The 26,098-nt window shown below is 31.5% G+C and carries 23 protein-coding genes; 22 read left to right on the forward strand and 1 reads right to left on the reverse strand.

Features of this window, described 5'->3' with window-relative positions; genetic code table 11:
- Positions 1–9 precede the first annotated feature (9 nt).
- The 10 genes from B5X81_RS20620 (at position 10) to B5X81_RS20665 (ending at position 10,880) form a co-directional block, all read left to right on the forward strand.
- Positions 10–1,140 (forward strand): ABC transporter substrate-binding protein, encoded by a 1,131-nt coding sequence (locus tag B5X81_RS20620; protein WP_139380417.1) that lies wholly within the window; start codon positions 10–12, stop codon positions 1,138–1,140.
- Positions 1,141–1,370: 230 nt separating this feature from the next.
- Positions 1,371–2,246, forward strand: coding sequence for a branched-chain amino acid ABC transporter permease (locus tag B5X81_RS20625; protein ID WP_079494465.1), 876 nt, complete (start codon positions 1,371–1,373; stop codon positions 2,244–2,246).
- Between the two features lie 4 nt (positions 2,247–2,250).
- Entirely contained in the window at positions 2,251–3,330 is a 1,080-nt protein-coding gene (locus B5X81_RS20630; protein WP_079494467.1) for a branched-chain amino acid ABC transporter permease, read from the forward strand.
- A 1-nt stretch (position 3,331) separates the two neighbouring features.
- Positions 3,332–4,093 (forward strand): ABC transporter ATP-binding protein, encoded by a 762-nt coding sequence (locus B5X81_RS20635; RefSeq protein ID WP_079494469.1) that lies wholly within the window; start codon positions 3,332–3,334, stop codon positions 4,091–4,093.
- Between the two features lie 2 nt (positions 4,094–4,095).
- Entirely contained in the window at positions 4,096–4,803 is a 708-nt protein-coding gene (locus tag B5X81_RS20640; protein ID WP_170917526.1) for an ABC transporter ATP-binding protein, read from the forward strand.
- 274 nt (positions 4,804–5,077) lie between these two features.
- Positions 5,078–6,064 (forward strand): dihydroxyacetone kinase subunit DhaK, encoded by a 987-nt coding sequence (gene dhaK / locus B5X81_RS20645; protein WP_079494473.1) that lies wholly within the window; start codon positions 5,078–5,080, stop codon positions 6,062–6,064.
- Between the two features lie 4 nt (positions 6,065–6,068).
- Positions 6,069–6,704, forward strand: coding sequence for a dihydroxyacetone kinase subunit DhaL (gene dhaL, locus B5X81_RS20650; RefSeq protein ID WP_079494475.1), 636 nt, complete (start codon positions 6,069–6,071; stop codon positions 6,702–6,704).
- Between the two features lie 153 nt (positions 6,705–6,857).
- Positions 6,858–8,579, forward strand: coding sequence for a sigma 54-interacting transcriptional regulator (locus tag B5X81_RS20655; protein WP_079494477.1), 1,722 nt, complete (start codon positions 6,858–6,860; stop codon positions 8,577–8,579).
- A gap of 164 nt (positions 8,580–8,743) precedes the next feature.
- The gene (locus tag B5X81_RS20660; protein ID WP_079494479.1) at positions 8,744–10,252 is read left to right on the forward strand and encodes a DUF1846 domain-containing protein; all 1,509 of its coding nucleotides are present in this window, start codon (positions 8,744–8,746) and stop codon (positions 10,250–10,252) included.
- A gap of 184 nt (positions 10,253–10,436) precedes the next feature.
- A complete protein-coding gene (locus tag B5X81_RS20665; RefSeq protein WP_079494481.1) occupies positions 10,437–10,880 on the forward strand; it encodes a GNAT family N-acetyltransferase in 444 nt (147 codons plus the stop codon).
- Positions 10,881–11,053: 173 nt separating this feature from the next.
- Here B5X81_RS20665 and B5X81_RS20670 read toward each other — a convergent pair whose 3' ends face one another.
- Positions 11,054–11,788, reverse strand: a complete 735-nt coding sequence (locus B5X81_RS20670; protein ID WP_079494483.1) for a spore coat protein — start codon at positions 11,786–11,788, stop codon at positions 11,054–11,056.
- Positions 11,789–12,141: 353 nt separating this feature from the next.
- Between B5X81_RS20670 and B5X81_RS20675 the strand changes: the two genes are divergently transcribed.
- The 12 genes from B5X81_RS20675 to B5X81_RS20730 all read left to right on the forward strand — a co-directional run bounded on the left by B5X81_RS20675 (position 12,142) and on the right by B5X81_RS20730 (position 26,092).
- On the forward strand, positions 12,142–12,888 hold the full coding sequence (locus tag B5X81_RS20675) for a metallophosphoesterase family protein (RefSeq protein WP_079494485.1): 747 nt from the start codon (positions 12,142–12,144) through the stop codon (positions 12,886–12,888).
- Positions 12,889–13,042: 154 nt separating this feature from the next.
- Positions 13,043–13,810, forward strand: a complete 768-nt coding sequence (locus B5X81_RS20680) for a L,D-transpeptidase family protein (protein ID WP_280175291.1) — start codon at positions 13,043–13,045, stop codon at positions 13,808–13,810.
- A 487-nt stretch (positions 13,811–14,297) separates the two neighbouring features.
- Positions 14,298–14,615, forward strand: a complete 318-nt coding sequence (locus B5X81_RS20685) for a DUF5316 domain-containing protein (protein WP_079494486.1) — start codon at positions 14,298–14,300, stop codon at positions 14,613–14,615.
- 48 nt (positions 14,616–14,663) lie between these two features.
- The gene (locus B5X81_RS20690) at positions 14,664–16,352 is read left to right on the forward strand and encodes a glycosyl hydrolase family 18 protein (RefSeq protein WP_079494488.1); all 1,689 of its coding nucleotides are present in this window, start codon (positions 14,664–14,666) and stop codon (positions 16,350–16,352) included.
- Between the two features lie 153 nt (positions 16,353–16,505).
- Positions 16,506–16,904: an FxsA family protein gene (locus B5X81_RS20695; RefSeq protein ID WP_079494490.1), complete on the forward strand. Its 399-nt coding sequence runs from the start codon at positions 16,506–16,508 to the stop codon at positions 16,902–16,904.
- Positions 16,905–16,950: 46 nt separating this feature from the next.
- Positions 16,951–18,387, forward strand: coding sequence for a sigma-54 interaction domain-containing protein (locus B5X81_RS20700; RefSeq protein ID WP_079494492.1), 1,437 nt, complete (start codon positions 16,951–16,953; stop codon positions 18,385–18,387).
- 337 nt (positions 18,388–18,724) lie between these two features.
- Positions 18,725–19,666: an ABC transporter permease gene (locus tag B5X81_RS20705; RefSeq protein ID WP_079494494.1), complete on the forward strand. Its 942-nt coding sequence runs from the start codon at positions 18,725–18,727 to the stop codon at positions 19,664–19,666.
- Positions 19,667–19,676: 10 nt separating this feature from the next.
- A complete protein-coding gene (locus B5X81_RS20710) occupies positions 19,677–20,615 on the forward strand; it encodes an ABC transporter permease (protein ID WP_244282188.1) in 939 nt (312 codons plus the stop codon).
- 18 nt (positions 20,616–20,633) lie between these two features.
- Positions 20,634–21,671, forward strand: coding sequence for an ABC transporter ATP-binding protein (locus tag B5X81_RS20715; protein WP_079494496.1), 1,038 nt, complete (start codon positions 20,634–20,636; stop codon positions 21,669–21,671).
- On the forward strand, positions 21,658–22,632 hold the full coding sequence (locus B5X81_RS20720; protein WP_079494498.1) for an ABC transporter ATP-binding protein: 975 nt from the start codon (positions 21,658–21,660) through the stop codon (positions 22,630–22,632). The genes B5X81_RS20715 and B5X81_RS20720 overlap by 14 nt, the downstream gene beginning before the upstream one ends.
- A gap of 70 nt (positions 22,633–22,702) precedes the next feature.
- Positions 22,703–24,469 (forward strand): peptide ABC transporter substrate-binding protein, encoded by a 1,767-nt coding sequence (locus B5X81_RS20725; RefSeq protein ID WP_079494500.1) that lies wholly within the window; start codon positions 22,703–22,705, stop codon positions 24,467–24,469.
- A 720-nt stretch (positions 24,470–25,189) separates the two neighbouring features.
- Positions 25,190–26,092 (forward strand): trans-4-hydroxy-L-proline dehydratase activase, encoded by a 903-nt coding sequence (locus B5X81_RS20730; RefSeq protein ID WP_079494502.1) that lies wholly within the window; start codon positions 25,190–25,192, stop codon positions 26,090–26,092.
- Positions 26,093–26,098 lie beyond the last annotated feature (6 nt).

Below are 26,098 nucleotides of genomic sequence, written 5' to 3' on the forward strand. Positions count from 1 at the left end.
GAAATAATTATGAAGAGAACTATTAGCATTTTAATCGTTATTATGTTAATAATGACAACGTTTACAGGTTGTGGTCAAAAGTCAGGAAGCAGTAAAGATTCAGAAGTGGTTAAAATTGCTGTTGTAGGCCCATTAACTGGTGACTTTGCCGAATATGGTACAGGCTTTAAAAATGCTGTTGAACTTATGGTTGAGCAGTGGAATGAAGATGGTGGAGTGATTGGAAAGAAGATTGAAGTTGTGGCCTTCGATGATAAAAACAGTGGGGAAGAAGCTGCTTCAATAGCCGAAAAAATTGCTTCAGATAAGGACATAGTAGGCGTTGTTGGACATTTTGCCAGTGGTGTATGTATGGCAGCATCTCCAACTTATCAAGAGGTAGGAATTGTTGAGGTTTCTCCTTCAGCATCTCATCCCGATTATACTAAAGAAGGAGATTTTATTTTTAGAAATAATACGGTTATAGATGTTGAATCTGGTGTTGCTGTTGACTTAGCTACAAAAACTATTGGTAAAAAGAAAGTAGGTATTCTTTCAGTGAAAACTGACTGGGGTACTAATACTGCTGCAATTACTAAGGAGCTTGTTGAAGAAGCTGGTGGTACAGTTGTAGACCATCAAGAGGTTGTTGATGGAACCATAGATTTTAGTCCTAATGTTTCTAAACTTAAGGATGCAGGAGCAGAGGTTGTTATCGTTGCTGCTATGTATAATATTCTTGCTCCATTTGCAAGTCAGTATAAAGCTGTAAATCCAGATATAGAGCTTGTTGGATTCTCTAATGCGTATAGTCAACAGCTCATAAACCTTGCTAAAGAAAATGCTGAAAATATTCATTTCCCAACTATATTCTTTCACGGCAGTGAAGATGAAGCAGTTAGTTCCTTTGTGAAGATTTATGAAGAAAAATATGGTTCAATCCCAAGTAGTTTAACGGCCCAAGCCTATGATAGTACAGGTATTTTATTAGCAGCAATTGAAACTGCAAATAAAGTAGATAGAGCAGCTGTAAAGGATGAATTATATAAAATGACATATCCAGGTGTCACTGGAGAAACTAAGTTTGATGAGAATGGTGATGCTATAAAAGTGTTTACTAATGTTAAGGTAGAAAATGGAAAGTTCGTAGAGGTAAAATAATTATTAAAATGGGAGACTAAAGGATTATACCTTTATATCTCCCCATTATCCTAAATATATTTTATGATTTTATTTATAAAACATACTAAAATCTCTATTAAGATAATAAATTGTATAATTGTAATTTGATAAACTTACTACTATATATTGCTTTATAACAACTAAATCATAGAATATTTATTATATTATTTTAAGAAATTATAATTATGCAATTTTAAAGGGGTGTAGATGTGATAATACAGCAATTAACCAATGGTTTAACCTTAGGAATGGTATATGCACTAATTGCTGTGGGATATTCTCTTGTGTTTGGTATTTTGAGACTTGTAAATTTTTCCCATGGTGCAGTATACGCATTCGGTGCGCATATGGCAATGATTTTTGTTTCAATAAAATTTGGTATTTTTCCAGCTTTAATTCTTAGTATTATTTTAACAGGAGTTCTTGGAGTGGTAATTGATAAACTTGCATTAGCTCCATTACGTGCAAAAAAATCAAAGGGTATAGCAGCCCTAATTACAACAATTGGAATTTCCTATATTATTCAGAACTTCCTCATGATTGCATTTGGTACTCAAACTAAGTTTTTTCCAAAAATCTTCGATTACGGGACAGTATATATAGGAGGAGTAGGTTTTAGCACAACTCAAATATTTATATTTGGAGTATCTTTGGTATTACTTTTAGTATTAACCTTTATCATTAAAGGAACTAAGATAGGGCTTGCTATGAGAGCAGTAGAGCAAAATCAAAAAGCTGCCCATCTAATGGGTATAGATGTAAATCGGGTTATAACATTTACATTTTTTCTAGGAGGTGCTTCAGCAGCTATTGCTGGAACATTGATCAGTGGATATTATCAGGTTGTATATGCCAACATGGGCTTTTTAGCTGGGCTTAAAGCATTTTCTGCCGCTGTATTAGGTGGGATTGGTATACTACATGGAGCTATATTTGGAGGTCTGGTAGTAGGTGTTTCAGAAAGTTTCGCTGCTACTTATCTTGGAGGAACATATAGAGATGCTATAGCATTTTTAATTCTTATTATCGTATTACTTATAAAACCTGCCGGCTTATTTGGCAAGAAAGGAATAAAGAAGGTATAAGACTATGAAAAAGATAAGTTTAAAAAAGGAAAGTTTATCTCAGATGATAAAACTAATAAGAGATTACATCAGTAAAAATAAGAAAATAGCTTATCCTATTATAGCTCTAATATTTTTAGGTATGCCTTATATTGTACCATCCCAATATATCCTAAGAATTATAATAATGATAGGAGTTTATACAATTTTGTCACTGTCACTAGGGCTAGTTACCGGGTATACAGGACAGGTTTCTTTAGGACATGCAGCATTTTATGCCATAGGTGCATATGTATCAGCCTTATTGAGTGTAAATTATGGTCTGAATTTTTTCATCACGGCTCCTATTGCAGCAATTGTTGCAGCAGTATGTGGATTGTTACTAGGATTACCTACCTTACGACTTTCAGGCACATATCTAGCAATAACTACCCTTGGATTTTGTGAGGTCGTAAGAATGATTCTCTTAAACTGGGAAAGTGTTACAAATGGGCCTTTGGGGGTAAGTAGAATTCCAAAGCCTTCATTCTTTGGTGTAGATTTAACCCTCTATAATAATGGTTTATATTATTTAATGTTAGCTTTACTGGTATTAACTACTTTGGTTATGCTGGCTATTGTAAGATCAAAAATGGGAAGAGCTTTAGTGGCTATAAGAGAAGATGAAATGGCTGCAACTATGATGGGTATAAAGACTACTTTTTATAAAGTAATTGCTTTTGTAGTAGCTGCTTTCTTTTCAGGTCTTGCTGGTGCATTTTATGCACATATGATAAGGTTTATTGATCCAAATACCTTTGTATTTGATACATCCATTATGATATTAAGTATTGTTATCTTAGGTGGTATGGGAACCATTAACGGAATGTTCTTAGGCTCAGCTATATTGGTCTCTTTTCCTGAGGTTTTAAGATTTTTACAGGAATACAGATTTATTGTTTATGGTGCAGTTTTAGTTGTTATGATGAGATATCGCCCACAAGGTATCCTAGGGGGACAGAAAAAGACTGAATATAGATTACCTAAAGGCGTTAATAATGATTTTAGTAAAGAATCAATCAATGCTGTCAATGATGTTGTTAATATAGAAAAGGAGATGGTGTGATATGGCTCTCCTAGAAGTAAAAGGTCTATCAAAGCACTTTGGAGGACTTGTTGCAGTTGATGGGGTTTCCTTTGAAGTTAATCAAGGTGAAATCATAAGCATTATTGGACCTAATGGTGCTGGTAAAACAACTCTTTTTAACATGCTAACTGGTGTTTATACAGTAACTGATGGAGAAATTGTATTTGACGGAAACCCCATACAAAATCAACCTCCACAAGAAATTGTTAAAGCTGGAATAGCAAGAACTTTTCAAAATATAAGGCTATTTAGTGATATGAGAGTTATTGAGAATGTTTTGGTTGGAATGCATATAAATACTAATTATAATTTCCTAGATATACTTTTTAGAACAAAAAAATTTCGTGGCAAAGAAGTAGAGAAGCATGAAAAAGCAATTGAAATACTTGATTCAATAGGTCTTAAGGATAAAATGCATAATTATGCTGTTAATTTACCCTATGGGGATCAAAGAAGACTAGAAATTGCACGTGCCATTTCCACTGATGCTAAAATTATCCTTCTGGATGAGCCAGCTGCGGGAATGAATGAAAGAGAATCTGATAATTTATTGAACTTTATTAAAAAGCTAAGAGACAAAGGCTATACAATTATAATGATTGAACATGATATGAGCGTAGTTATGAATATTTCTGACAGGATATATGTTATAGACTACGGTAAGAAAATTGCTGAAGGGTTGCCAGCGGAAATCGCAAATAACAAACGAGTTATTGAGGCATATCTTGGAAGGAGTGAATAACTGTGCTTGTAGTCAAAAATCTAAACACATACTATGGAAATATTCATGCGTTAAAAGGAGTAAACCTAGAAGTAAAGCAGGGGGAGATTGTAACTTTAATTGGGAGCAATGGAGCAGGGAAAAGCACAACATTAGGGACGATAACAGGACTTTTGAAGGCCACTTCTGGTGAGGTTTGGTTTAAAGAAGAAAACATAACTAAAACACCGCCTTCTCAAATTGTAAAAAAAGGTATAAGCTTATCCCCGGAAGGACGAGAGGTTTTTCCTGCTTTAACAGTTGAGGAAAATCTAAAGCTTGGTGCTTTTACAAGGAATGATAAAAAAACTATAAATGAGACATATGATAGGGTTTATGAATTGTTTCCTCGACTTTTTGAAAGAAAAAAACAATTAGCAGGAACTCTATCAGGAGGAGAACAACAAATGCTGGCAATAGGTAGGGCGTTGATGTCTGAACCACAGCTACTGTTATTAGATGAACCATCTTTAGGTCTTGCTCCAAATTTAGTTTTGTTAATCTTTGACCTTATAGTTTCTATAAATAAACAGGGGACTACAGTTCTACTAGTAGAGCAAAATGCAAATATGGCATTGTCAATAGCCCATAGAGGATATGTTTTAGAAACTGGCAAAGTTACTATGTCGGATGATGCAAAAATTTTATGTTGTAATGAAATGGTTAAAAAGGCCTATCTAGGTAATATTTAATAATTTTTTTAGAAAATCAGAAGGATTTATACTATGACTGAGAGAACTTATTCACAAAAGGAATTAACAGATGCCTTTAGAAGTTCTATTGAAAATAGGGTAAATGGTTTTATTTACTTTGAAAATATAATCCCAAGGAATTTAATAATATAGCTGAAAAAGCTATTACAGAATTTGGTGTTGATAAAGGTAAAAAACTTGGCTACTTAAAAGATGAAGGAGCTCATTTATGTGAATTGGTTATTACAAAAAAATACTTTGTAGGTGGTGAATTATGAAAAAAATAATAAATGAACCTAATAATGTAGTGACTGAAATGCTTCAGGGATTTGTAAAAGCTAATCCTCAGCTTGTATATTTTGATGGTGCTGAGGTTGTTGCAAAAAAGGAAAAAGAAAATAAAGTGGGACTTGTTTCTGGTGGAGGTAGTGGACACGAACCAGCCCATGCTGGATATGTTGGGAAAGGAATGTTAGATGCGGCTGTTGCTGGAAATGTATTTGCTTCACCTTCACCAGATAGGGTATTGAAGGGAATTCAAGAAGCTAATACCGGTAAGGGAGTACTTTTGATAATCAAAAACTATTCTGGTGATATTATGAATTTTGATATGGCAAAAGAATTGGCTGAAATGGAAGATATTAGAGTAGAGTCAGTTGTGGTTAAGGACGATGTTGCTGTAGAGGATAGCACACATTCAACTGGTCGCCGAGGCATAGCAGGTACGGTTTTTGTACACAAGATAGCTGGAGCCAAAGCTGTAGAAGATGCAGAGTTAGATGAAGTTAAGCGAGTTGCTGAAAAGACTATTGCTAATGTTAGAAGTATGGGTATGGCTATGGCACCTTGTGTACTGCCGGGGGTTGGGAAGCCTGGATTTGCATTAGATGAAAATGAAATTGAAATTGGTATGGGTATACATGGTGAACCAGGAGTTGAAAGAACTAATATAAAGACTGCAGAAGAACTTGCAAATATTTTATGTGGTAAAATTCTTGAAGACTTTGATTTTGCTAACAGTGAAGTTGCCTTGATGATTAATGGTTTAGGGGCCACTCCATTGATGGAATTATTCATTTTAAATAATGAAGTTCAAAAAGTTCTATCAGAAAAAAATATTAGTGTTTATAAAAGCTTTGTAGGTAATTATATGACTTCCCTTGAAATGGCAGGTTGTTCTGTAACGTTATTAAAACTTGATGATGAACTAAAAAAATTGCTGGATGTGCCATGTAATACACCAGCATTGAAGGTTTGGTGATATAATGGAAATAAGAATGACTTCAAAGGATTATATTGAGTATATTGAGCTAGTTACTAAAAAAATTGAAGAAAATAAAGACTACGTAACTGAGCTTGATTCTATAACTGGTGATGGTGATCATTGGGCAAATATGAACATGGGTTTTCAAAAACTAGTGGAAAGTAAAGAAGAACTTTCCGCCATGAAATTAAGTGATATGTTTAAGAAAATAGGGATGCTTATTATGTCTACTGTAGGAGGATCTTCAGGCGTATTGTATGGGAGTGCATATATAAATGCTTCAAAAATAATTGGAGATAGAGAATATTTAGATATAAAGCTGCTATGTGATGTTTTGGAAGAAGAATTGAATGCTATCATGAAGCGTGGAAATGCAAAACCAGGATTTAAAACAATGATTGATTCACTTTATCCAGCCGTCAATCGTTTTAAATTAGCTCTTGAAAAGGATTTAGATGAAAGCACTGCTTTGAGAGAGTTAAAGCAAGGTGCTATTGATGGTATGAATAGCACCAAGGATATGGAAGCTATACGTGGACGTGCCTTTTATCAAGCCAATAAAGGTGTTGGACATCTTGATCCCGGTGCTGTTACCATGTGCTATCAAATTGAAGTATTAGTTGATTATTTATTATAAGCAAATGACATTAACATTTAAAATCTATAAGATCTAGAGTTGCGTATCTTTAGATAAATAATTGTAAAATATCACAAATTTTAATGTCTTTTATCTATAATTAAAATTTCAAAAGGAGGTATGTAAATGACCTCCTTTTAAAAAAGGTGATGAATGATGCATCTAGGAGAAATTAAAGAGACTACTTTAAAATTTGCAGAAACAATTTCAAAAATCCTCGATATAGATGTTATGATTATAGATGATAACTATAATAGGATTGCAAATACATTTAAATATATAGAGGATCCTACACCTATTACTAGATACTCAATGTTAGGAGAAGTACTGCATACTGGCAAGGTAGTGGCGGTAAAAGATAAAGCCACTTATAAGCATTGTAAAAATTGTCCTGATATAAGTGAGTGTATTATATCAGGATTAGTGGGCGTACCGATTTATTTTGAAAAAAATATAATAGGAGCAATAGCACTTTTAGTTCCTCTTAATAAAACCAATCCTGTTTTTGAAAATCTTGAAAATTCAATTGATTTTTTAGAAGGCATGTCTGATTTGTTGAGTTCTAAGCTTAAAAATATCGATGATTACAATAAACTCAATGTTATAAAAAAAGAACGAGAAACTATTATTGATGTAATTGAAGATGGATTAGTGTTTATTAATAATATGGGAAAGATAGTTCATTATAACCATCAGTTTCAAAGTTTTTTTAAATTCGAAAAAGATGTTGAAGGGGAGAAAATAGAAGAATTGATTGACCATCCCTTAATACATGAAATATTAATGTTTGGCGAAGATATCTTATATAAAATATTTTATTATGAACATATAAATCATAGCTTTTATGGGTTTGTATCATGTCGAAATATTATGCTAAATGGGAACCATTATGGTGCTTTATTAAGCTTTAAAAGTCTTGGAAAGGCATATAAGGCATTTAGTGAAATGTCTGATAATAGGACATATGTATCGTTTAGTGATATTCAAGGTGAAGACCCAAAACTCAAAGAGGAAATTAATAAGGCAAAACAGTTGGCGGTTACTGATGAAAATATTTTAATTTACAGTGCACCAGGATTTAAAAAACATATATTTGCAAGAGCTATACACAATTTTTCCGATAGAGAAAAGAATTATTTTGTTGAAGTTGATTGTGACAGCATATCATATGATATGCTTGAGTCAGAGATTTTTGGCCATGATAGAGATGAGATTCATATGAATCCTGGAATTGGAAAGATTAGAATGGCCCATAAGGGCACAATGTTTTTCAATAATATATCAAAAATGCCTCTATATCTACAAAAACGTTTAGTTAAGGTAATGAAGACTAAGGAATTAAGACAAAGGACATATAGAGGATTTAATATTGATGTGAGAATGATTTTTGCCACGTGCGAAGCTTTATCTCCTCTAGTAGGGCAAGGGCTATTTGATGAAGAATTATATTTCCGTATTTCAAAAAATATTATAACTATTCCTTCTTTAATAAATCGAAAAGGTGATATAAAAATTATTATAGATAATGTAATTAAGAAGCTGAAGGTAAAGTATGAAAAATCTCAGCTTAAATTTGAGCAAAATGTTTTAGATATGTTATATGAATATACTTGGCCGAATAATGTCTATGAAATTGAAAAGACCATAGATATGATTATAGCCAAAACTAAAAAAAATGTAGTGACAATTGATGATGTGAAGAATTTTAATTTTGCTGGTGACAATGGGAAAGAAGTAAAAGTAGTTGATAAAATAGAGAAAGATCTGATACAAAAAATGCTTACTGAATATAAAAGTAAAGAACAGGTGGCGAAGGCTATGGGAATAGGTCGTGCTACTCTTTATAGAAAAATGAAAAAATATGGGATCACATAATTTTTTATTGAATAGTTAATGATTATCTACATCGAAAGAGGAGTTATAAATTGAATAACTCTTCTTTTTTCATTTTAAAATAAAAAATATTTAAAGTGACCATTACAATTAAGTTGATTTGGTGGTAAAATAGTCAGAGAATATAAAGAATAGTGAGGGTTATTATGAAAACAGGATTTGATGCAAAAAAATATTTGGAAGAACAATCAAAATACATACTTGAAAGGGTAAATAATTATGATAAGCTCTATTTAGAGTTTGGAGGCAAGCTTCTATTTGATTTGCATGCCAAAAGAGTGCTTCCAGGATTTGATGAAAATGCCAAGATTAAGTTACTCCATAAGTTAAAGGAGAAGATTGAGGTTATTATCTGTGTTTATGCTGGCGATATTGAAAGAAATAAAATTCGTGGTGATTTTGGTATAACCTATGATATGGAAGTTCTAAGAACAATTGATGATCTTAGGGCCTATGAATTAGATGTTAATAGTGTTGTAATTACAAGATTTGATAATCAACCTGCAGCCAAAGTTTTTATGAATAAATTAGAAAGAAGGGGAATAAAAGTATATACCCATTGTGCAACAAAGGGATATCCTACAGATGTAGATACTATAGTTAGTGATGAGGGATATGGGAAAAATCCTTATATAAAAACAACAAAGCCTATTGTAGTTGTAACTGCTCCTGGACCTGGAAGTGGTAAGCTTGCCACTTGCTTGAGTCAGTTATATCATGAACATAAGCTTGGAAAAGAGGCAGGGTATTCTAAGTTTGAAACTTTCCCTGTTTGGAATGTTCCCCTAAAACATCCTTTGAATATTGCTTATGAGTCGGCAACAGTTGATTTAAAGGATGTTAATATGATTGACTCTTTCCATTTCGATGCTTACAATGAAATAGCAGTAAATTATAATCGTGATATTGAAACATTTCCTGTACTTAAAAGGATTATTGAGAAGATAACAGGTGAAGAATCTGTTTATAAGTCACCTACAGACATGGGAGTTAATCGTGTTGGATTTGGTATAATTGATGATGAAGTAGTTAAAGAAGCATCTAAACAAGAAATTATTAGAAGATACTTTAAAACTGGCTGCGAATATAAAAAGGGATATGTTGATCTAGAGATATTTAATAGAGCAAGGCTTATTATGGAAGAACTTAATCTTAAGGTAGAAGATAGAAAGGTAGTTGTACCAGCTAGAGAGAGAGGAGCTAAACTTAAGGAACAATTAGGGAAAAATGAACAACATCCTGTAGTAGCCATAGAGCTTCATGATGGAGCAATATTAACTGGTAAAAGCTCAAAAACAATGGATGCGGCGGCAGCAGTAATTTTAAATGCTATTAAGCATTTAGCTAATATTTCAAAGGAGATTCATTTAATTTCACCAGTGATTCTTGAGCCAATAATAAATCTTAAATCAAAAACTTTAGGTAATAAGATTACTGCTTTATCTTGTGAAGAAATCTTGATTGCCCTAAGCATTAGTGTAACAACCAATCATATGGCTCAAGTGGCTATGGAGAAATTATCTATGCTTAAAGGATGTCAAGCTCATTCTACTACAATTTTAAGCAATAGCGATGAGCAGACATATAGAAAACTTGGTATAGATGTTACTTGTGATCCTGAATATTCTTCAGAGCGCTTATATTATAATAACTGATATAATTGTATAATTTAAATATTAGGGTAAAATAAGTCTATATCAAAACTTGTCAGCTATATAACTGAATTAGGAAGGTATAGGCTTTTTATATGGTAAAGATGTGGCAGTTGTTTAATAAGAAATTTATATTATTTGTATGAGGTGAATTACATTTATTATTTTTAAAAGGAGGCCCTATATATTGAATTGGAAAATAAAGAAGTTTCAAGAATTAAATAAGGATGAAATATATGAAATTCTTAAAACTAGAAATGAAGTATTTGTTATAGAGCAACGATGCTTTTATCAAGAATGTGATGATAAAGATAAAAATGCATATCATCTATTTGCAGAGGAAAATGGTAAAATAATTGCCTATTTGAGAATCCTGGAAAAAGGTGCTTCCTATGATGAAATATCAATAGGAAGAGTCTTGGTGTCTAGGGATTATCGTCAAAAGGGTTTAGCAAAACAGATGATGTTAAAAGCCATTGAATTTATAGAAAATGAATTAAAAGAACAATCTATAAGAATCTCAGCACAAGAATATTTAATGGATTTTTATAAAAGCTTAGGATTTGAAAAAGTTTCTGATCTATATCTAGAAGATGGTATTCCACATTTGGAAATGTTTTATACCAAGTAATTGTTCTCTTGTCTAATATTTCATACATCTCTATTTGAGGTAAGAAAAATTGTTACTGAATGCTGGGGTCATCAATATAGAAAAATTAAGAAATAAGAAATATAATAATAGTTGTTATAAAAAATTCTTACTTAGATACAATAAGAAGACCAGCTTTAAATAAGGTGGCCTTCTTATCCGAGTATTCCTACAGTTTGAAAGAAAGGAACAAAGTTTTTACCATCCCATTCTAATGATGTCTGAACATATCCCAATCCATCTGCGTTATATCTACCAGCTATTCTTCTTAATGTGTATAAGTCATAAACCCCGTCCCTTTGAAAATCTATGGGATATAATCCTCCAAGGGGATTTACCCATCCTTCAATAGGTTCTTTAAGTTTTCCATTTTCATCATATATTTCTGATAGATATTCTTCTCCCTTATATTCAATGTCTATTATATATTTTTCTTCTCCATCTGTACTGGCTACTTCAACCTTATAACAATTTTTATATACAACATTGTACTGGTACTTTTCATTAAATATTTCGAAGTCAAAGATTTTTTGGGGGATATTATCTACAAAGGAATAAATATAATAAAAAGCATATCCACCGCTTCCTCCTGAATCAATGCTAATTAGAATATCATTTACTTTATCTCCAGTAAAATCCCCTAAAAAGATTGTAGGATTATATCCAGTATTTTCTTTTAGGGCAATTCTAGTAAAAGTATTTGTTCTACCATCCTGAATTATTAAAGTTATATTATCAACGAAGGGACTTTCTATTCCATATGGTTTTTCCCCAACTAAATATATATTGTCCTCAATCCTATCGCCATTTACATCTCCACGTTTAAAGTCAATTATATATATATTGTTATTTTGTAGCTGATTTCGAAAATAAGGTTGATAATAATACATATTTTCATCTCCCTTTAAAATTTATGTATTAGTATAATATGAATTAAAGTCTTGCAATGTGATAGGGGTAATCTATTATCCTTAGAGATTAATTATTGCTAATAATAACAATATTTCTCCATGTATACCTCTATAAATTAAATAAATATTATTATTACAGGAATGCTTTTACTTTGAAAAAATTCTATATTTTATTTATCTTATAAGAATAATTCTTCAGTTTAGATTATATTTAATATTTTTTAACTATATTTAATTCATTAATTAATTCTAAAGATGTATAATTTTATTAGGCAATTATTTGCACATGAGTATATTTAATGAACATAAAAAACTAAGGGAGTGGAACTCTGATGGAAAAGATAGCTATAATTTCAGATATTCATGGAAATTTACCAGCGATAGAAGCTGTTTTAAAGGATATAAGGATGCGCTCAGCAAATAAAATTGTTTGTTTAGGGGATATAGTTGGAAAGGGACCAAATTCAGCAGAAGCTATAGATATTTGTAAAAGAGAATGTGATATTATTGTATTAGGAAATTGGGATAAATATCTAGCATATAATAATAATCATGGTATTATTGAATGGCATAGGAAACAAATTGGTAAAGAAAGACTTGAATATTTTAAAAGCTTACCAGAAGCTGTAGGATTTTACTTAAGTGGAAGGTATGTTAGGCTTTTTCATGCACATCCTCATGATGTGTTTAAAAGAGTTTGGCAAAGCAGTTCTATAGAAGAGAGAAAGGAAATGTTTGAAGTTCCTAAAATAAACAGTAAAGATTCTCATAAATGCAAATCAGATATAGTAGGGTATGGAGATATTCATGGTTCATTTATTGAAACTTTAAGTGGTGGGAAAATATTATTTAATGTAGGCAGTGTAGGAAATCCATGTGACCATATTACCTTGGCTTCATATGTAATACTTGAAGGTGATTTTGACAGTAAAAAAATATCAAGCTTTTCTATTCAATTTCAAAGAGTCGAATATGATATTAAATTAGCTATTGACCAGGCTAAAAAAAGTAGTTTACCAATGTCAGAAATATATATAAAGGAATTATCCACAGCGGTTTATGGGGGGAAGAGAAGGTAGAGAAGTATTATAAGGATTATTTTAAAAATATAAATATGAAAAAACATTTATAACTGAATAAATATTTTTTATATTTAAAATTAATTTTAGATATTATTCAAATGTAATATGACTATATCACCTCCACATATAAATATATAGGGGGTGATTTATATTGAAAAGGTCATTTATATGGATTCTTATATGCATAGTGTGTATAGTTATTTTAATAGGAGTTGGAAGAATAATATTTAAAGATATAGAATTATCTCAATATTTAACAAATGTCTTTAGAAACAAAGGAATTAGAGAATATAGCCTCTGGGAAGAGAAAAAAATGAAGGAAAATCCTGACTATAAAAATTTAGCTATATTTATAGATATAAATTCCAAAGCTTTAGAACTTATAAACTTAGATGATAATAAGACAATAAAAAAGTATACAATAGCAAGTGGAAAAACAAGCACCCCATCTCCAATAGGAAGCTGGAAAATTATAAACAAGGGAAGCTGGGGACGAAGTTTTGGAACTAGATGGATGGGACTTAATGTACCCTGGGGGAAATATGGTATACATGGTACCAACAAACCAAACTCCATAGGATGGGCTTCTTCCCATGGATGTATACGAATGAGAAATAAAGATGTGGAAGAATTATATAAAATAGTAAAAACAGGAACACCAGTAACAATATGGGGTGGAACCTTTGGCCCCTTTGGAAATGGATTTAGAATATTAAAACCTGGATATAGAGGTTCTGATGTTTATGAAGTTCAAAAAAGAATGAAGCGGATAGGATATTATCCATTATATGTTGATGGAATATACGGAGATGGTATGAAAGCATATGTAATTAAGTTTAGAAAGGATAAAGGACTGAGTATGACTCATGATGTTGATTATAAGTTTTATGAAGCTCTTGGAATTAAATTATTTGAATAGGTATATAAAATCATAATGGGATTTAATTAATCCAATAGATTAATATCAAACACTTTATATCTATGATAAAATATATTTAATAAACCTGCTGAGAAAGAAAAAGAGGGCTGATACAATGGAAGATAAAACCTTTGAATTGTTAACGAAAATGTATAATGAAATGTAAATTAACTTTAAAGAAATAAGAAGTAAAATGAAAACAGTTCATAATTACAAAGCCCTTTATGATGAGTTACAAGTAGAACGTAAAAAGAATAAATGAACTAAGGACCGATATTAAGAATTCAAAGGTAAAGATTAAAGACCAAGGGTATAAAGCTTAATGATGTCCAAAGTATTAAATAGACCTAAATTATTAGACCTTGTAAATTAGTCAAAACGCTATCTACAAGGTTCTTTTAAATTTTTATGATGTACAAATTAAGTTTTAAGATTGTTTTACTATAGAAGTAAGAAAGTATAGAATTTATTTATAGGAAGTGATTTAATGAAAAAGAATAAAAGACTTATAAATAGACCCTTTATACTGGGAAGTCTAATATTAATAATAGTCGTAATAATATCTTTAATATTGAATGATTGGAATATAATTATAACAATATCTGGGTCATTGGGAAGTATATGTTTTATAATAGCAGCAGCGTTACTAGGAGTATTTGTAAGTGCTAATCAACAAAGGGCGAATTTTAACATGACTGAAAATAAAGATAGAATAAAGAAAAATGAAATAGCCACATATTTATTTCTTTTAGGAACACCTAATATTATTGGAGCGGTGATAGTAATTATTAATAGCAAAAGATAAATAGATAGTTTAGATTAATAATGACTAATGTAAGAAGGGGGATATTTTTTGAAAAAAAATAATATATCTATAGTTGTTTTTTTGTTTATAACCTTTATTATGTTTATGTTTATTGTATATAATACTAATTTTGAATCTAAACCTGTGATAAGTGGCTTTGAGGATAAAGAGCTAATAATAAAAAAGCCTAATTCTATTATTAAGTATAATAGTAAAGACAATGATTTTATGTTAGATAGTGATAAAACAATTTACCTATCTACTGATATACTTTCTGAAGATTTAGGGGTGAAAGTTCATTTTGATCCTCGACATAATATAGCTGTAATAACTACCTTAGATAGGGTTATAAGATTTTATGGGAATACTGATAAAGTTAAAGTAAATAATAAAGAAGCAGATTATATTAAATCAATGATTATGAATGGTGAAAAGCCTTTAATTCCAATAAATCAAATAAAAGAAGATTTAAAAATTGAAAATAAATTTTTTCCAGAGACTAATACCATAGTTGTTAAAAGTTTATATGATGATGAAATAATAGGAAAAATAGATAGGGACAATGTAATATTAAAAAAAGATATAAAAATTTGGTCCAAAGTCATAAGAGGAATAAATAAAGGAGAAGAGGTACAAATAATTGGAGAAGCTGATGATTGGATAAAGATCTTGACCCATGATGGAAAGGTAGGCTTTGTAAAGAAAAAACTTATTACCAATATAGAAGAGATCGTTGGAATAAAGCCTGAAAAAAATAATCCTATTTGGAAGCCTGAAAAGAATAAAATAATACTTACATGGGAAAGTGTATATTCTAGAAATCCGGATACAAGCAAGATAAAGGATATGGATGGTTTAAATGTGATATCTCCCACATGGATACACCTGATTGGAGCCGATGGAAAATTAAATCATAATATAGGAAAAGATTATATTAACTGGGCTAAGAAAAGGGGCTATAAAATTTGGGCTCTGTTTTCAAACTCCTTTGATCCAAAGCTAACAGATAAATTTTTAAATAATTCATTGGCCAGAGAAAGGGTTATTAATGACTTATTAAATCTTATAAAAGACAATAATCTGGATGGAATCAATATAGATTTTGAAAATGTATATTTAAAAAATAAGGAATTACTTGTTCAATTTATAAGGGAAATGACTCCAGTATTTCATGAAAATAATTTAGTAGTATCTATAGATGTAACTGTAATAGGAGGAAGTGATACTTGGTCAAGATTTCTAGATAGAAAGGCATTGGGCGAAGTAGTAGATTATATGGCGGTAATGACCTATGATGAGCATTGGGCTTCAAGTCCTGTTAGTGGATCTGTAGCTTCCATAGGGTGGGTTGAAAAGAGTATTGAGAGGATAATTAAAGAAGTGCCGTCAGAAAAGCTCTTATTAGGAGTTCCACTTTATACTAGAATATGGACAGAAACGCCATCAAGAGAAAGGGCCAATAAGATGTATGTAGAATCAAGGGCAGTACCAATGAAAAATGCCATGAAAATACTTGACAAGGAGAATATTGTTAAAATATGGGATGAAGGAGCTGGCCAATATTATATAGCCTATATAGAAAATAATAAACTTAATAAAATTTGGTTTGAAAATGCTGAATCTATTAAATTAAAAACGGACTTAGTAAAAAAATACAATCTTGCTGGAGTTGCAGCCTGGAGAAGGGGATATGAAACTGAAGAAATATGGAATATAATTGATAAAAATATAAATTAAAGAGTAGAAAGATCTTTAAATGCTCTTTTGTTATAAAAGAGCGTTTAACTTAAATAGAGAGTTTTTGAAAAAAGATTAAAATACTTTTTAATTGTATTAAGTTTCAAACTGGTATAAAATATGAAATAATACTGATTGTAAGGAGAAAAGAACATGTTATTTAGATTAATTTTACTTTTTACCATAACTCCAGTTATAGAACTGCTTTTATTACTTAAATTGTCAAAGATAACTAGTATAATTACGACAATATCTATAGTATTGTTTACGGGAATTATAGGAGCATATTTAGCTAAAAGTCAAGGAAGGTTAATACTTACTAGACTAAGAATAGAATTAAATGAAGGTAGGATGCCTGGCAATGAACTTTTAAATGGTTTATGTGTTTTAGTTGGAGGAGCTTTATTACTTACCCCAGGGATTATAACTGACCTATTGGGATTTGTTTTAGTAATACCTGGTACTAGAGAAATCTTTAAAGGAATTATTAAGAAGTTTCTCTCTAAAAAACTTGAAGATGGGAGTATAAACATACATTATAGACGGTGGTAGCATTATGAAATTTACATCGTGGATGATATAAGGAGGTTGAGGAAACTTGGATCATAAATTCTTGTTAGAAGCAATACTGACTCATCTAGATGAAGGAATATTAGTAGTAGATAATGATGCAAATGTAACCTTTTATAATGAGCCGGCCACAAGTATTGCAGGAATCTCAAAAGAAGAAGCTATTGGGAAGAATATATTAGAAATTTTTCCGGATTTAGATGATGAAACTAGTTCCTTTTATCATGTCCTTAAAACCAAAGAACCTATGATTGATTATGTTCAAACCTATTCAAATTATCAGGGAAGACAAGTGACTACAGTAACATCAACTATACCATTATTAAAAGAAGGAAGGCTTGTAGGTGCTCTTGAAATGTACAGGCCATTTGATTGTGTAAAGGAATTATCTGAAAAAGTTTTAGCATTACAAAAAGAATTATTTAAAAAGAATACTTGTAAGAACGAATATAAGGGAAATGGTACCCATTATACCTTTGATGATATAATTGGTGAAAATATTCAAATTAAAGAACTAAAGAAAAAAGCAACTAAAATTGCTGATAGCTTATCACCGATTTTAGTTTATGGTGAAACTGGAACTGGCAAAGAATTACTAGTCCAAGGCATTCACAATGCAAGTATAAAAAGAAGAAATAAACCTTTTATTGCTCAAAACTGTGCTGCAATACCTAACAGTCTTTTAGAAGGAATACTTTTTGGAACTTCACTTGGAAGCTTTACAGGAGCAAAGGATAAGCCTGGCTTATTTGAATTAGCTGATGGAGGGACTCTTTTTTTAGATGAAATCAATTCTATGGATATAGAACTTCAGGCTAAGCTTTTAAGGGTATTACAAGATGGTGTTATTAGAAGAGTAGGTGGGAAAAAAACCCTTGAGGTTGATGTTAGGGTAATAACCTCTACCAATGAAGACCCTGTAAAAGTTATGCAGCAAAAAAGGTTAAGAAAAGATTTATATTATAGACTGAATGTTATTGCTTTAGACATACCTCCACTTAGGGAAAGGATGGATGATATAGAAATTTTAGTAAAAAGTTTTATTGAATTGTATAATAAAAAATTGAATAAAAATGTTTTAGGATTAACAGAAGAATGTATGGATGCAATAAAAAAATATAATTGGCCAGGAAATGTAAGAGAATTAAAATATACAATCGAGAGTATTATGAATTTTGCTGAAGGAAAAAGAATAGAAGTTGATAATTTACCGTCTCATATAAAACATCATAATTATAACTCAAATAAAATTATAGATGAAGATGATAAACAAACGTATCATGAGCTTCCTCCGCTAAAAAAGGCTATATCACAGTATGAAAAAAAATTAGTTATAGAGGCTTTAGAAAGATCCGATGGAAACTGTGCTGAAGCTGCAAGGATGCTGAAGGTTCCCAGGCAGACCTTGCATAATAAGGTTAAAAAATATGATATAAAAATAAAGTATAAAGTTGAATATATGTAACAGAAAAGAGACAATGTAAAAAAAATTTTGAAAAACGTCCCTAAATTGGGACGTTTTTCCTTTTGTCTTTTTTAAAAATATATCTTAATAAATCTAATAAACACCATATTACACTATTCATATAATAAATAAAATTATGGCACAGTAATTGCAATAATTGTTTAAATGTATTAAAAATTAAAAATATAAGAAATATTTAGATTGATATACAAAAATATACTCTGAAAGGAGGTGAAAAAAATAGTAATTAATAGGTTTGATTTAAAATTCAAGTAGTAATAAATAATTTGGATCAAGTTAAAGGATTTAATTTTAAAAATATCATAGGGGGGAAGCAATGACTAAATTTATTCTTAGAAGAACAGCATATGGTTTATTAACATGTTTAATTATTGTCACAATAACCTTTTTTCTAATCCATAATATTCCCGGAAGCCCTTTGACAGCAAAAATGGCTGGAAAATATCTTCCACAAGAAGCTGTTAAAGCTTTTGAAGAAAAATATGGATTAGATAAACCCTTGATTGTTCAATATGGAATGTTCATGAAACGTTTAGTTTTAGAAGGTGATTTAGGAGATTCTCTAATTCATGTTGGGAGGTCTGTAAACGAAACTATCAAAGAGCACGCTCCCGTTTCTGCCAGGATTGGATTGCAAGCCATTATAATTGAAATGATAATTGGATTGACAATGGGTATTGTTGCAGGGTTTAAAAGAGGGAGTTGGATAGACCAAGCAGTTATGATTGTGGTGATTCTAGGTATTTGTGTGCCCAGCTTTGTAGTGGCCACCCTTTTGCAGTATGTATTTGGTGTAAAGCTATCAATTTTTCCTATTTTTGGTTGGGGAGAGTTTGAAAATACCATACTTCCTACAATAGCCTTAGCTTTTTATGGTATAGCAATGTTTAGTAAATATATGAGAAATAGTGTGCTAGGAGTGGTTGGTGAAGATTATATATTGACTGCTAAGGCAAAAGGAGTTTCTCAAACAAATCTTATTATAAAACATATCCTTAGAAATGCCATACTTCCTATAATTACACTATTTGGACCACATCTTATGTTTATATTCGCAGGATCATTTGTTATTGAGAAGATATTTTCTGTACCAGGTCTAGGCGCTTATTTTGTATCTTCTGTGGCAAATAATGACTATACTATGATATTAGGATTGACTATATTATATTCGGTATTATACATCTTTTCTCTTATTTTAGTTGATATTTTATATGGTATAGCAGACCCAAGAATAAGACTTACAAAGGATGATAGATAGGAGGGGGACCATGACCGAGAATGTAAAGAGCAGCATGGAACTGACTAGGGACAAATTTGTAATTATTGGATGTAAGGATTTGGATGCCGAAAAAATAAACAGACCCAGTATTACCTATTGGCAGGATGTCTGGAGAAGATTTAAGTCAAATAAAGTGGCAATTGGTGCAGCAGTACTTCTTTTGATTATTTGTTTATTGTGCATATTTGGACCTACAATTTCGGGATATGAATACGATGCTATGGATACCCAGTCTAGGAATATTTCTCCTAATTCTGAGAACTGGTTTGGAACAGATGAAATGGGGAGAGATATGTTTGCCAGAGTTTTTATGGGGGGAAGAGTATCTATTATTATAGGTATTGTGTGTACAGCAGTAATGGTAACAATTGGAGTATTAATTGGTGGAATAGCAGGCTATTTTGGAGGTGTAGTTGATGATGCTTTAATGAGACTTGTTGAGATAATAGGAAGTATTCCAAGATTGATTTTTGTAATTTTAATACAGATAATTTTAGGGAGAGGAATGTTTCAGCTGGTATTTGCCCTTACCATATCTGCATGGGGCGGAACAGCAAGATTAGTTAGAGGACAAATATTACAGTTAAAGGAAATGGAATTTGTATTGGCGGAACACTCTCTAGGGGCTAGTCCTTTTAGAATAATATGGAAGCACTTTATACCCAATGTTTTAGGAATTATTATAGTAAGGGTCACTTTAGCTGTTCCTATGTTTATATTTGAAGAAGCTTTTCTAAGTTTTGTAGGTTTAGGAATTCAGCCTCCAGAAACAAGCTGGGGAGCATTAGCATCAACAGCACAGGGTAATCTCATGTTTTACCCATATCAGTTATTTTTTCCATGTCTATTAATAAGTCTAACAATGCTTTCCTTTAATTTAATGGGAGATGGTCTAAACGATTCTTTAGATCCTAAATTACGTCAATGATTGTGAGGGTGATATAATATGGAAAAAATATTAGAAGTAAAAGACCTAAAAGTATCCTTCCATACATATGCAGGAGAATGCCAGGCTGTTAGAGGAATAAGCTTTCACCTTAACAAGGGAGAGACATTGGCTGTGGTTGGAGAATCAGGGTGTGGTAAGACTGTCACAGCTAAATCTATTATGAAGCTTCTACCTGTGCCTCCTTCAGAGATTAAGGAAGGATCGGAAATAATATTTAAAGATAAAAATTTAGTAAATATGTGTGAAAAGGAACTTAGACTATTAAGAGGATCTGAGATATCTATGATATTTCAAGATCCTATGACGTCTTTGAATCCTACTGCAAAGATAGGTAAACAAATAGCTGAAAGTTTAATTATACATAGAGGAATGAATAAGAAGGATGCCTTTAAAGAGGCAGTTAAGATGCTTGAATTGGTTAATATACCTAATGCAGATAAAAGAGCTAATCAATATCCCCACGAATTTTCTGGTGGAATGAGGCAAAGGGCTATAATAGCTATAGCATTGGCCTGCAATCCTAGCATATTAATTGCTGATGAACCTACCACAGCCCTTGATGTAACTATTCAAGCTCAAATAATGGATCTTATCAATGAATTGCAAGAAAAACTGGATACCGCTGTCATGCTTGTTACCCATGACCTTGGGGTTGTGGCAGATGTAGCTGATAGAATACAAGTTATGTATGCCGGTAAGATTGTTGAAAGGGGAACAACCGATGAAATATTTTATAATCCAAAGCATCCCTATACCTGGGCATTACTTCGTTCCGTTCCAAAGCTTTCAACCGAGAATAAAGAGGAATTATATGCGTTAAAGGGAACTCCACCGGATTTAGTTAATCCTCCAATAGGTTGTCCATTTTCAGCTAGATGTGATTATTGCATGGATATTTGTAAAGAAATCATGCCTGAGGTAACAAATATAAGTGATACACAAGAAGTATCCTGTTGGCTTCAGCATCCTCTAGCACCAAAAGTTGAGATTCCAGAAGAACTTCGTTATGGGGGTGAAATAAATGAAGCAAGCTGATAACGTTTTAATTCAAGTAAAGGACTTAAAAAAATATTTTAAAGTAGGTAGAAAAGCAGTTCTTAAGGCAGTTGATGGAGTAACCTTTGATATTAAAAAAGGAGAGACCATAGGACTAGTTGGAGAATCCGGATGTGGGAAAACCACCTGTGGAAGAACCGTTATGGGATTATATAAGGCCACTGGCGGTGAAGTTATATTTGATGGGGTAAATGTACATCATCTAAAGGCTGATGAAAAAAAGGCTTTTACAAGAAAGTCACAAATTATTTTTCAAGATCCCTATGCTTCTCTTAATCCCAGAATGACAGTTGGTGATATTGTAGCATCGGGAATTGATATACATAAGATTTATACAGGGAAAAAAAGAATGGATAGAATATACGAGCTTCTTAACCTTGTTGGACTTAATAAGGAACATGCATCTAGATTTCCCCATGAATTCTCTGGAGGGCAAAGACAACGTATTGGTATAGCTAGGGCACTTGCGATGGAGCCTCAGTTTATAGTATGTGATGAGCCTATTTCTGCATTAGATGTATCTATACAAGCCCAAATAGTAAACTTACTTATCAAGCTTCAAAGAGAATACGGACTAACATATTTATTTATAGCACATGATCTTTCAATGGTTAGACATATATCCGATAGAGTTGGTGTAATGTATTTAGGTAATATGGTGGAGTTGACATCCAGTAATGAGCTTTATAAAAATCCCCTACACCCATATACAAGTGCTTTAATGACTGCAATTCCAATAGCTGATCCTAAAACAGCCAGAAGTATTAATAGAGTTAAATTGGAGGGAGAAGTTGCAAGTCCCATTAATCCTAAACCAGGTTGTAAATTTTCCAGTAGATGTAATTATGTAAAGCCGGAATGCTTAACATCAACACCTAAGCTTCTTGAAGTAGAAAAGAATCATTTTGTTGCATGTCATTTATTTAATGAAGTCCAATAATTAATAATTTGGTTATTTTTATATAAATGTTTTTTATAGTTTTGAAAATATAATTTAGAGGGGGAAAAAAATGAAAGGTAAAAAAATTTTTGTATTATTTTTGGTTATGATTCTGATGGCAACGGTATTATTAAGTGGTTGTGGCGGAAATGAAGAACCAGCTAATATTGGTGGAACAAATGAAAACACTGAAGCACCTGCACAGGAATCTAATAAAAAGGCAGAAATTCCTAAAGGAATGAAAGAAGTAAACGGTATTGTGATGGATGAAGAGCAGTATTTGAATTTAATAGGAATGGAACCGGAATCATTAGACACTACAAGATCTAGCATATCTTCTGCATGGGAAGCACAAACTTTATTATTTGAAGGATTGACTAGAGTAGAGATGACAGAAGATGGTATTGAAAAGATAGTGCCAGGCATGGCTGAGAAATGGGAGAATAATGAAGAAGGAACAGAGTTCACTTTCTACTTAAGAGATGCATTATGGAGTGATGGTAAGCCAGTTAAGGCCCAGGATTTTGAATATGCTGTTAAAAGGCTCTTAGATCCTAAAACTGCTTCACCCTATGCCTGGTTATTTACACCAATCATAAAGAACGGTGCAGCTTTTAATAAGGGCGAAGTTTCAGCTGATAAAGTAGGTGTTACTGCAATAGATGATAAAACACTAAAGTTTCAGCTTGCTAAGCCAGTTCCATACTTTATGCAGCTATCATACTTCATTGTTATGTCGCCTTTAAGACAAGATATAGTAGAAAAACATGGCGATGCCTATGGACAAGAGGCAGAACAAATAGTATCAAATGGACCTTTTATCATTAAGGAATGGGTGCATGATAATAAAATGGTATTTGAAAAGAATCCAAATTATTGGGATAAAGACCATGTATATATAGAAAAGATGCAGTGGAATAATGTTCTAGAAGCTGATGCAAGAATGCAGGCCCTATTAAAGGGAGATATAGATGCAGCTATAGTTTATAAACGTGAATGGGAAGATAAATTCAAAAGTATGAATGATGAATTTAATTTCTTAGCTAAGCCTTTAGCATGGCAGTCTTGGAATATTTATAATCATAATGATAGATATTTTAAAAATGCGAAGATTAGAAAAGCCTTTTCAGTAGCCTTTGATAAAGAAGAGTTTAATGAAGTAGTTTTTGGTGGAAGTAGAATTCCAGCGGAAAATTATATTCCAGATGATATTATGATTGGTAATGAAAATTATCAGCAGAAAAATGGGAATCCTAAATTTGTTAAAAAGCTATCCAATGAAATAACAGATCCTAAGGCTTTATTGATAGAAGGACTTAAGGAATTGGGAGAAGATCCTGATCCTGCTAAGATGGACGTTACATATATGCCTCTTGGAAATACTGATATAGCAAGAAAAACTGGGGAATTCATGCAGCAATCCTTTAAGAAAAAACTTGGTGTAAATGTTAAGCTTGATATATTACAAGCTAATATATGTTATGATAAGTTTGACAAGGGAGATTTCCAGGTTTTTGATACAGGCTGGATCGGTGACTATGATGATCCAAGCACCTTCCTAGATTTATGGCATTCTACAGATGGATACTACAAAATTGGATTTGAGAATGAAGAATATAATAATTTAGTTGAAGAAGCAGCAAAAATTATAGACAACGATAAAAGAGCAGAGCTTTATAAAAGAGCAGAAGAAATACTTGTATATGAAGAAGCAGCTTGTGGGCCTACAGTAATAGGTAAAAGGAATACAGCTGTTAGAAATTATCTAAAAAATTATGAAGGTTTTTCATTTGCTAAGAGAAACTTTGTTGGAGTTTATACAGCTGGAAGAAAATAATAAATTATATAGATTAAGACCTTCTCATTTTGCCCTTAGTTGTTTTTACAGCTAAGGGCTTGTATTTTAAAATTTTTACATGTATTATGTAATTTCCTCAATTATATTTATGTCCCAAAAAAAAGACACAGTCTTGAAAAATAATAAATATAGCGTCTCAAAAAAGAGATATTATATTAAACTTATATATGAAATTTGTTTTATAAATAATATTTTGAAATTTTTTAGCCTTTAGAGGATTTATTAATATTAATAAATTTTCCTTTGTCTTGCAAAGAGAATTAGAATTTATAAGGGGTTTAGAGAAGTTTTCATGATACTGTTTTATGTAAAACAAATACATAATTAGTAAATATGTTAATAGAAAATTAGAGAACAGGATATATTGGCATGCAATTTGCTGTATATTTATAATAAAGAGAAATAACTTTAAGATTTAATGTAGTGAAATAAATTGAAAAGTAAATTTATACATGTCCAAAACTTCCAAAAGCTCTGAGTAGTTGTACATTTATGAATTAAGTTTTACTATGTAAACCCTATATGTAGATGTACGCCTTTAAGAGTTTAATTTGTGGTAGTAGCCACTGAGAATCCTTTTTACCTTTGTTTATAAACCAGTTTCTATTTAAATAAAGAAAAAGGATTAACAAGTTTATAATTTCTTTATCTATTTAAAATGTAATAAAGAAAAGTTTTTAATTGTTAGGAGTGATGCCCATGAAGCAAGGAGTAGTTTTTAATATTCAAAAATATTCAATACATGATGGACCAGGAATAAGGACAACTGTATTTTTAAAGGGATGCCCATTAAAATGCTGGTGGTGTCATAATCCAGAAAGTCAAAAAATTGAAGGACAACTTATGTTTTTAGCTAATAAATGTATTGTCTGCAGAGATTGTGAAAAAGTTTGTCCTACAGGGGCTATAAGCTTTTCAAATAAAGGGTTTAATTATGATAGTTCAAAATGTAAGTTATGTGAAAAATGTAGTGAAGCTTGTCCCAGTGAAGCTTTAGAATTTGCAGGCAAAAAACTAAGTCAAGAGGATGTTATAAAAGAAATAGAAAAGGATAAAATTTTTTATGAAGAATCTGGTGGAGGAGTTACATTTTCAGGTGGAGAACCCTTGGTTCAAATAGATTTTCTAGACAATCTTCTTAAGCTAGCAAAGGCAAAAGGGTTACACACTGCTATAGACACATGTGGCTATAGCTTATGGGAAAATATAGATAGAATTAAAGATAAAGTAGACCTATTTTTATATGATATCAAGCATATGGATGATGAAAAACATAAAAAATATACAGGTGTATCTAATAAATTGATCCTTGATAATCTAATGAAATTAGCAAAAGAAGGGAAAAAAATATGGGTGCGAATTCCTATTATACCAGGCATAAATGATGATGATATAAATATTGAAAAAACCTGCAAATTTATTTCATCATTAAATTTAAAAGATGTATTTTTATTACCTTATCATAATATTGCCATAGATAAATATAAAAGACTTGACATGAAATATAAGGTTTTAGATATTGAAAATCCTGATGATGAGGTAATGGAAACAACGGCTCAGAAATTTAGAGGATATGGATTGAATGTTAAAATAGGAGGGTGATATTAT

Origin of the sequence: Maledivibacter halophilus (assembly GCF_900167445.1) — a bacterium.
In the GTDB taxonomy this organism is placed as follows: Bacteria; Bacillota; Clostridia; order Peptostreptococcales; family Caminicellaceae; genus Maledivibacter; species Maledivibacter halophilus.

Excerpts from the sequence above, each read along its gene's own strand:
- B5X81_RS20660 (WP_079494479.1), top strand. The coding sequence starts at position 8,744 with ATGAAAACAGGATTTGATGCAAAAAAATATTTGGAAGAACAATCAAAA.
- B5X81_RS20630 (WP_079494467.1), top strand. The coding sequence starts at position 2,251 with ATGAAAAAGATAAGTTTAAAAAAGGAAAGTTTATCTCAGATGATAAAA.
- B5X81_RS20675 (WP_079494485.1), top strand. The coding sequence starts at position 12,142 with ATGGAAAAGATAGCTATAATTTCAGATATTCATGGAAATTTACCAGCG.
- dhaK (WP_079494473.1), top strand. The coding sequence starts at position 5,078 with ATGAAAAAAATAATAAATGAACCTAATAATGTAGTGACTGAAATGCTT.
- B5X81_RS20715 (WP_079494496.1), top strand. The coding sequence starts at position 20,634 with ATGGAAAAAATATTAGAAGTAAAAGACCTAAAAGTATCCTTCCATACA.
- B5X81_RS20635 (WP_079494469.1), top strand. The coding sequence starts at position 3,332 with ATGGCTCTCCTAGAAGTAAAAGGTCTATCAAAGCACTTTGGAGGACTT.
- B5X81_RS20620 (WP_139380417.1), top strand. The coding sequence starts at position 10 with ATGAAGAGAACTATTAGCATTTTAATCGTTATTATGTTAATAATGACA.
- B5X81_RS20655 (WP_079494477.1), top strand. The coding sequence starts at position 6,858 with ATGATGCATCTAGGAGAAATTAAAGAGACTACTTTAAAATTTGCAGAA.
- B5X81_RS20730 (WP_079494502.1), top strand. The coding sequence starts at position 25,190 with ATGAAGCAAGGAGTAGTTTTTAATATTCAAAAATATTCAATACATGAT.
- B5X81_RS20685 (WP_079494486.1), top strand. The coding sequence starts at position 14,298 with ATGAAAAAGAATAAAAGACTTATAAATAGACCCTTTATACTGGGAAGT.
- B5X81_RS20670 (WP_079494483.1), bottom strand. The coding sequence starts at position 11,788 with ATGTATTATTATCAACCTTATTTTCGAAATCAGCTACAAAATAACAAT.
- B5X81_RS20720 (WP_079494498.1), top strand. The coding sequence starts at position 21,658 with ATGAAGCAAGCTGATAACGTTTTAATTCAAGTAAAGGACTTAAAAAAA.
- B5X81_RS20725 (WP_079494500.1), top strand. The coding sequence starts at position 22,703 with ATGAAAGGTAAAAAAATTTTTGTATTATTTTTGGTTATGATTCTGATG.
- B5X81_RS20710 (WP_244282188.1), top strand. The coding sequence starts at position 19,677 with ATGACCGAGAATGTAAAGAGCAGCATGGAACTGACTAGGGACAAATTT.
- B5X81_RS20705 (WP_079494494.1), top strand. The coding sequence starts at position 18,725 with ATGACTAAATTTATTCTTAGAAGAACAGCATATGGTTTATTAACATGT.
- dhaL (WP_079494475.1), top strand. The coding sequence starts at position 6,069 with ATGGAAATAAGAATGACTTCAAAGGATTATATTGAGTATATTGAGCTA.
- B5X81_RS20695 (WP_079494490.1), top strand. The coding sequence starts at position 16,506 with ATGTTATTTAGATTAATTTTACTTTTTACCATAACTCCAGTTATAGAA.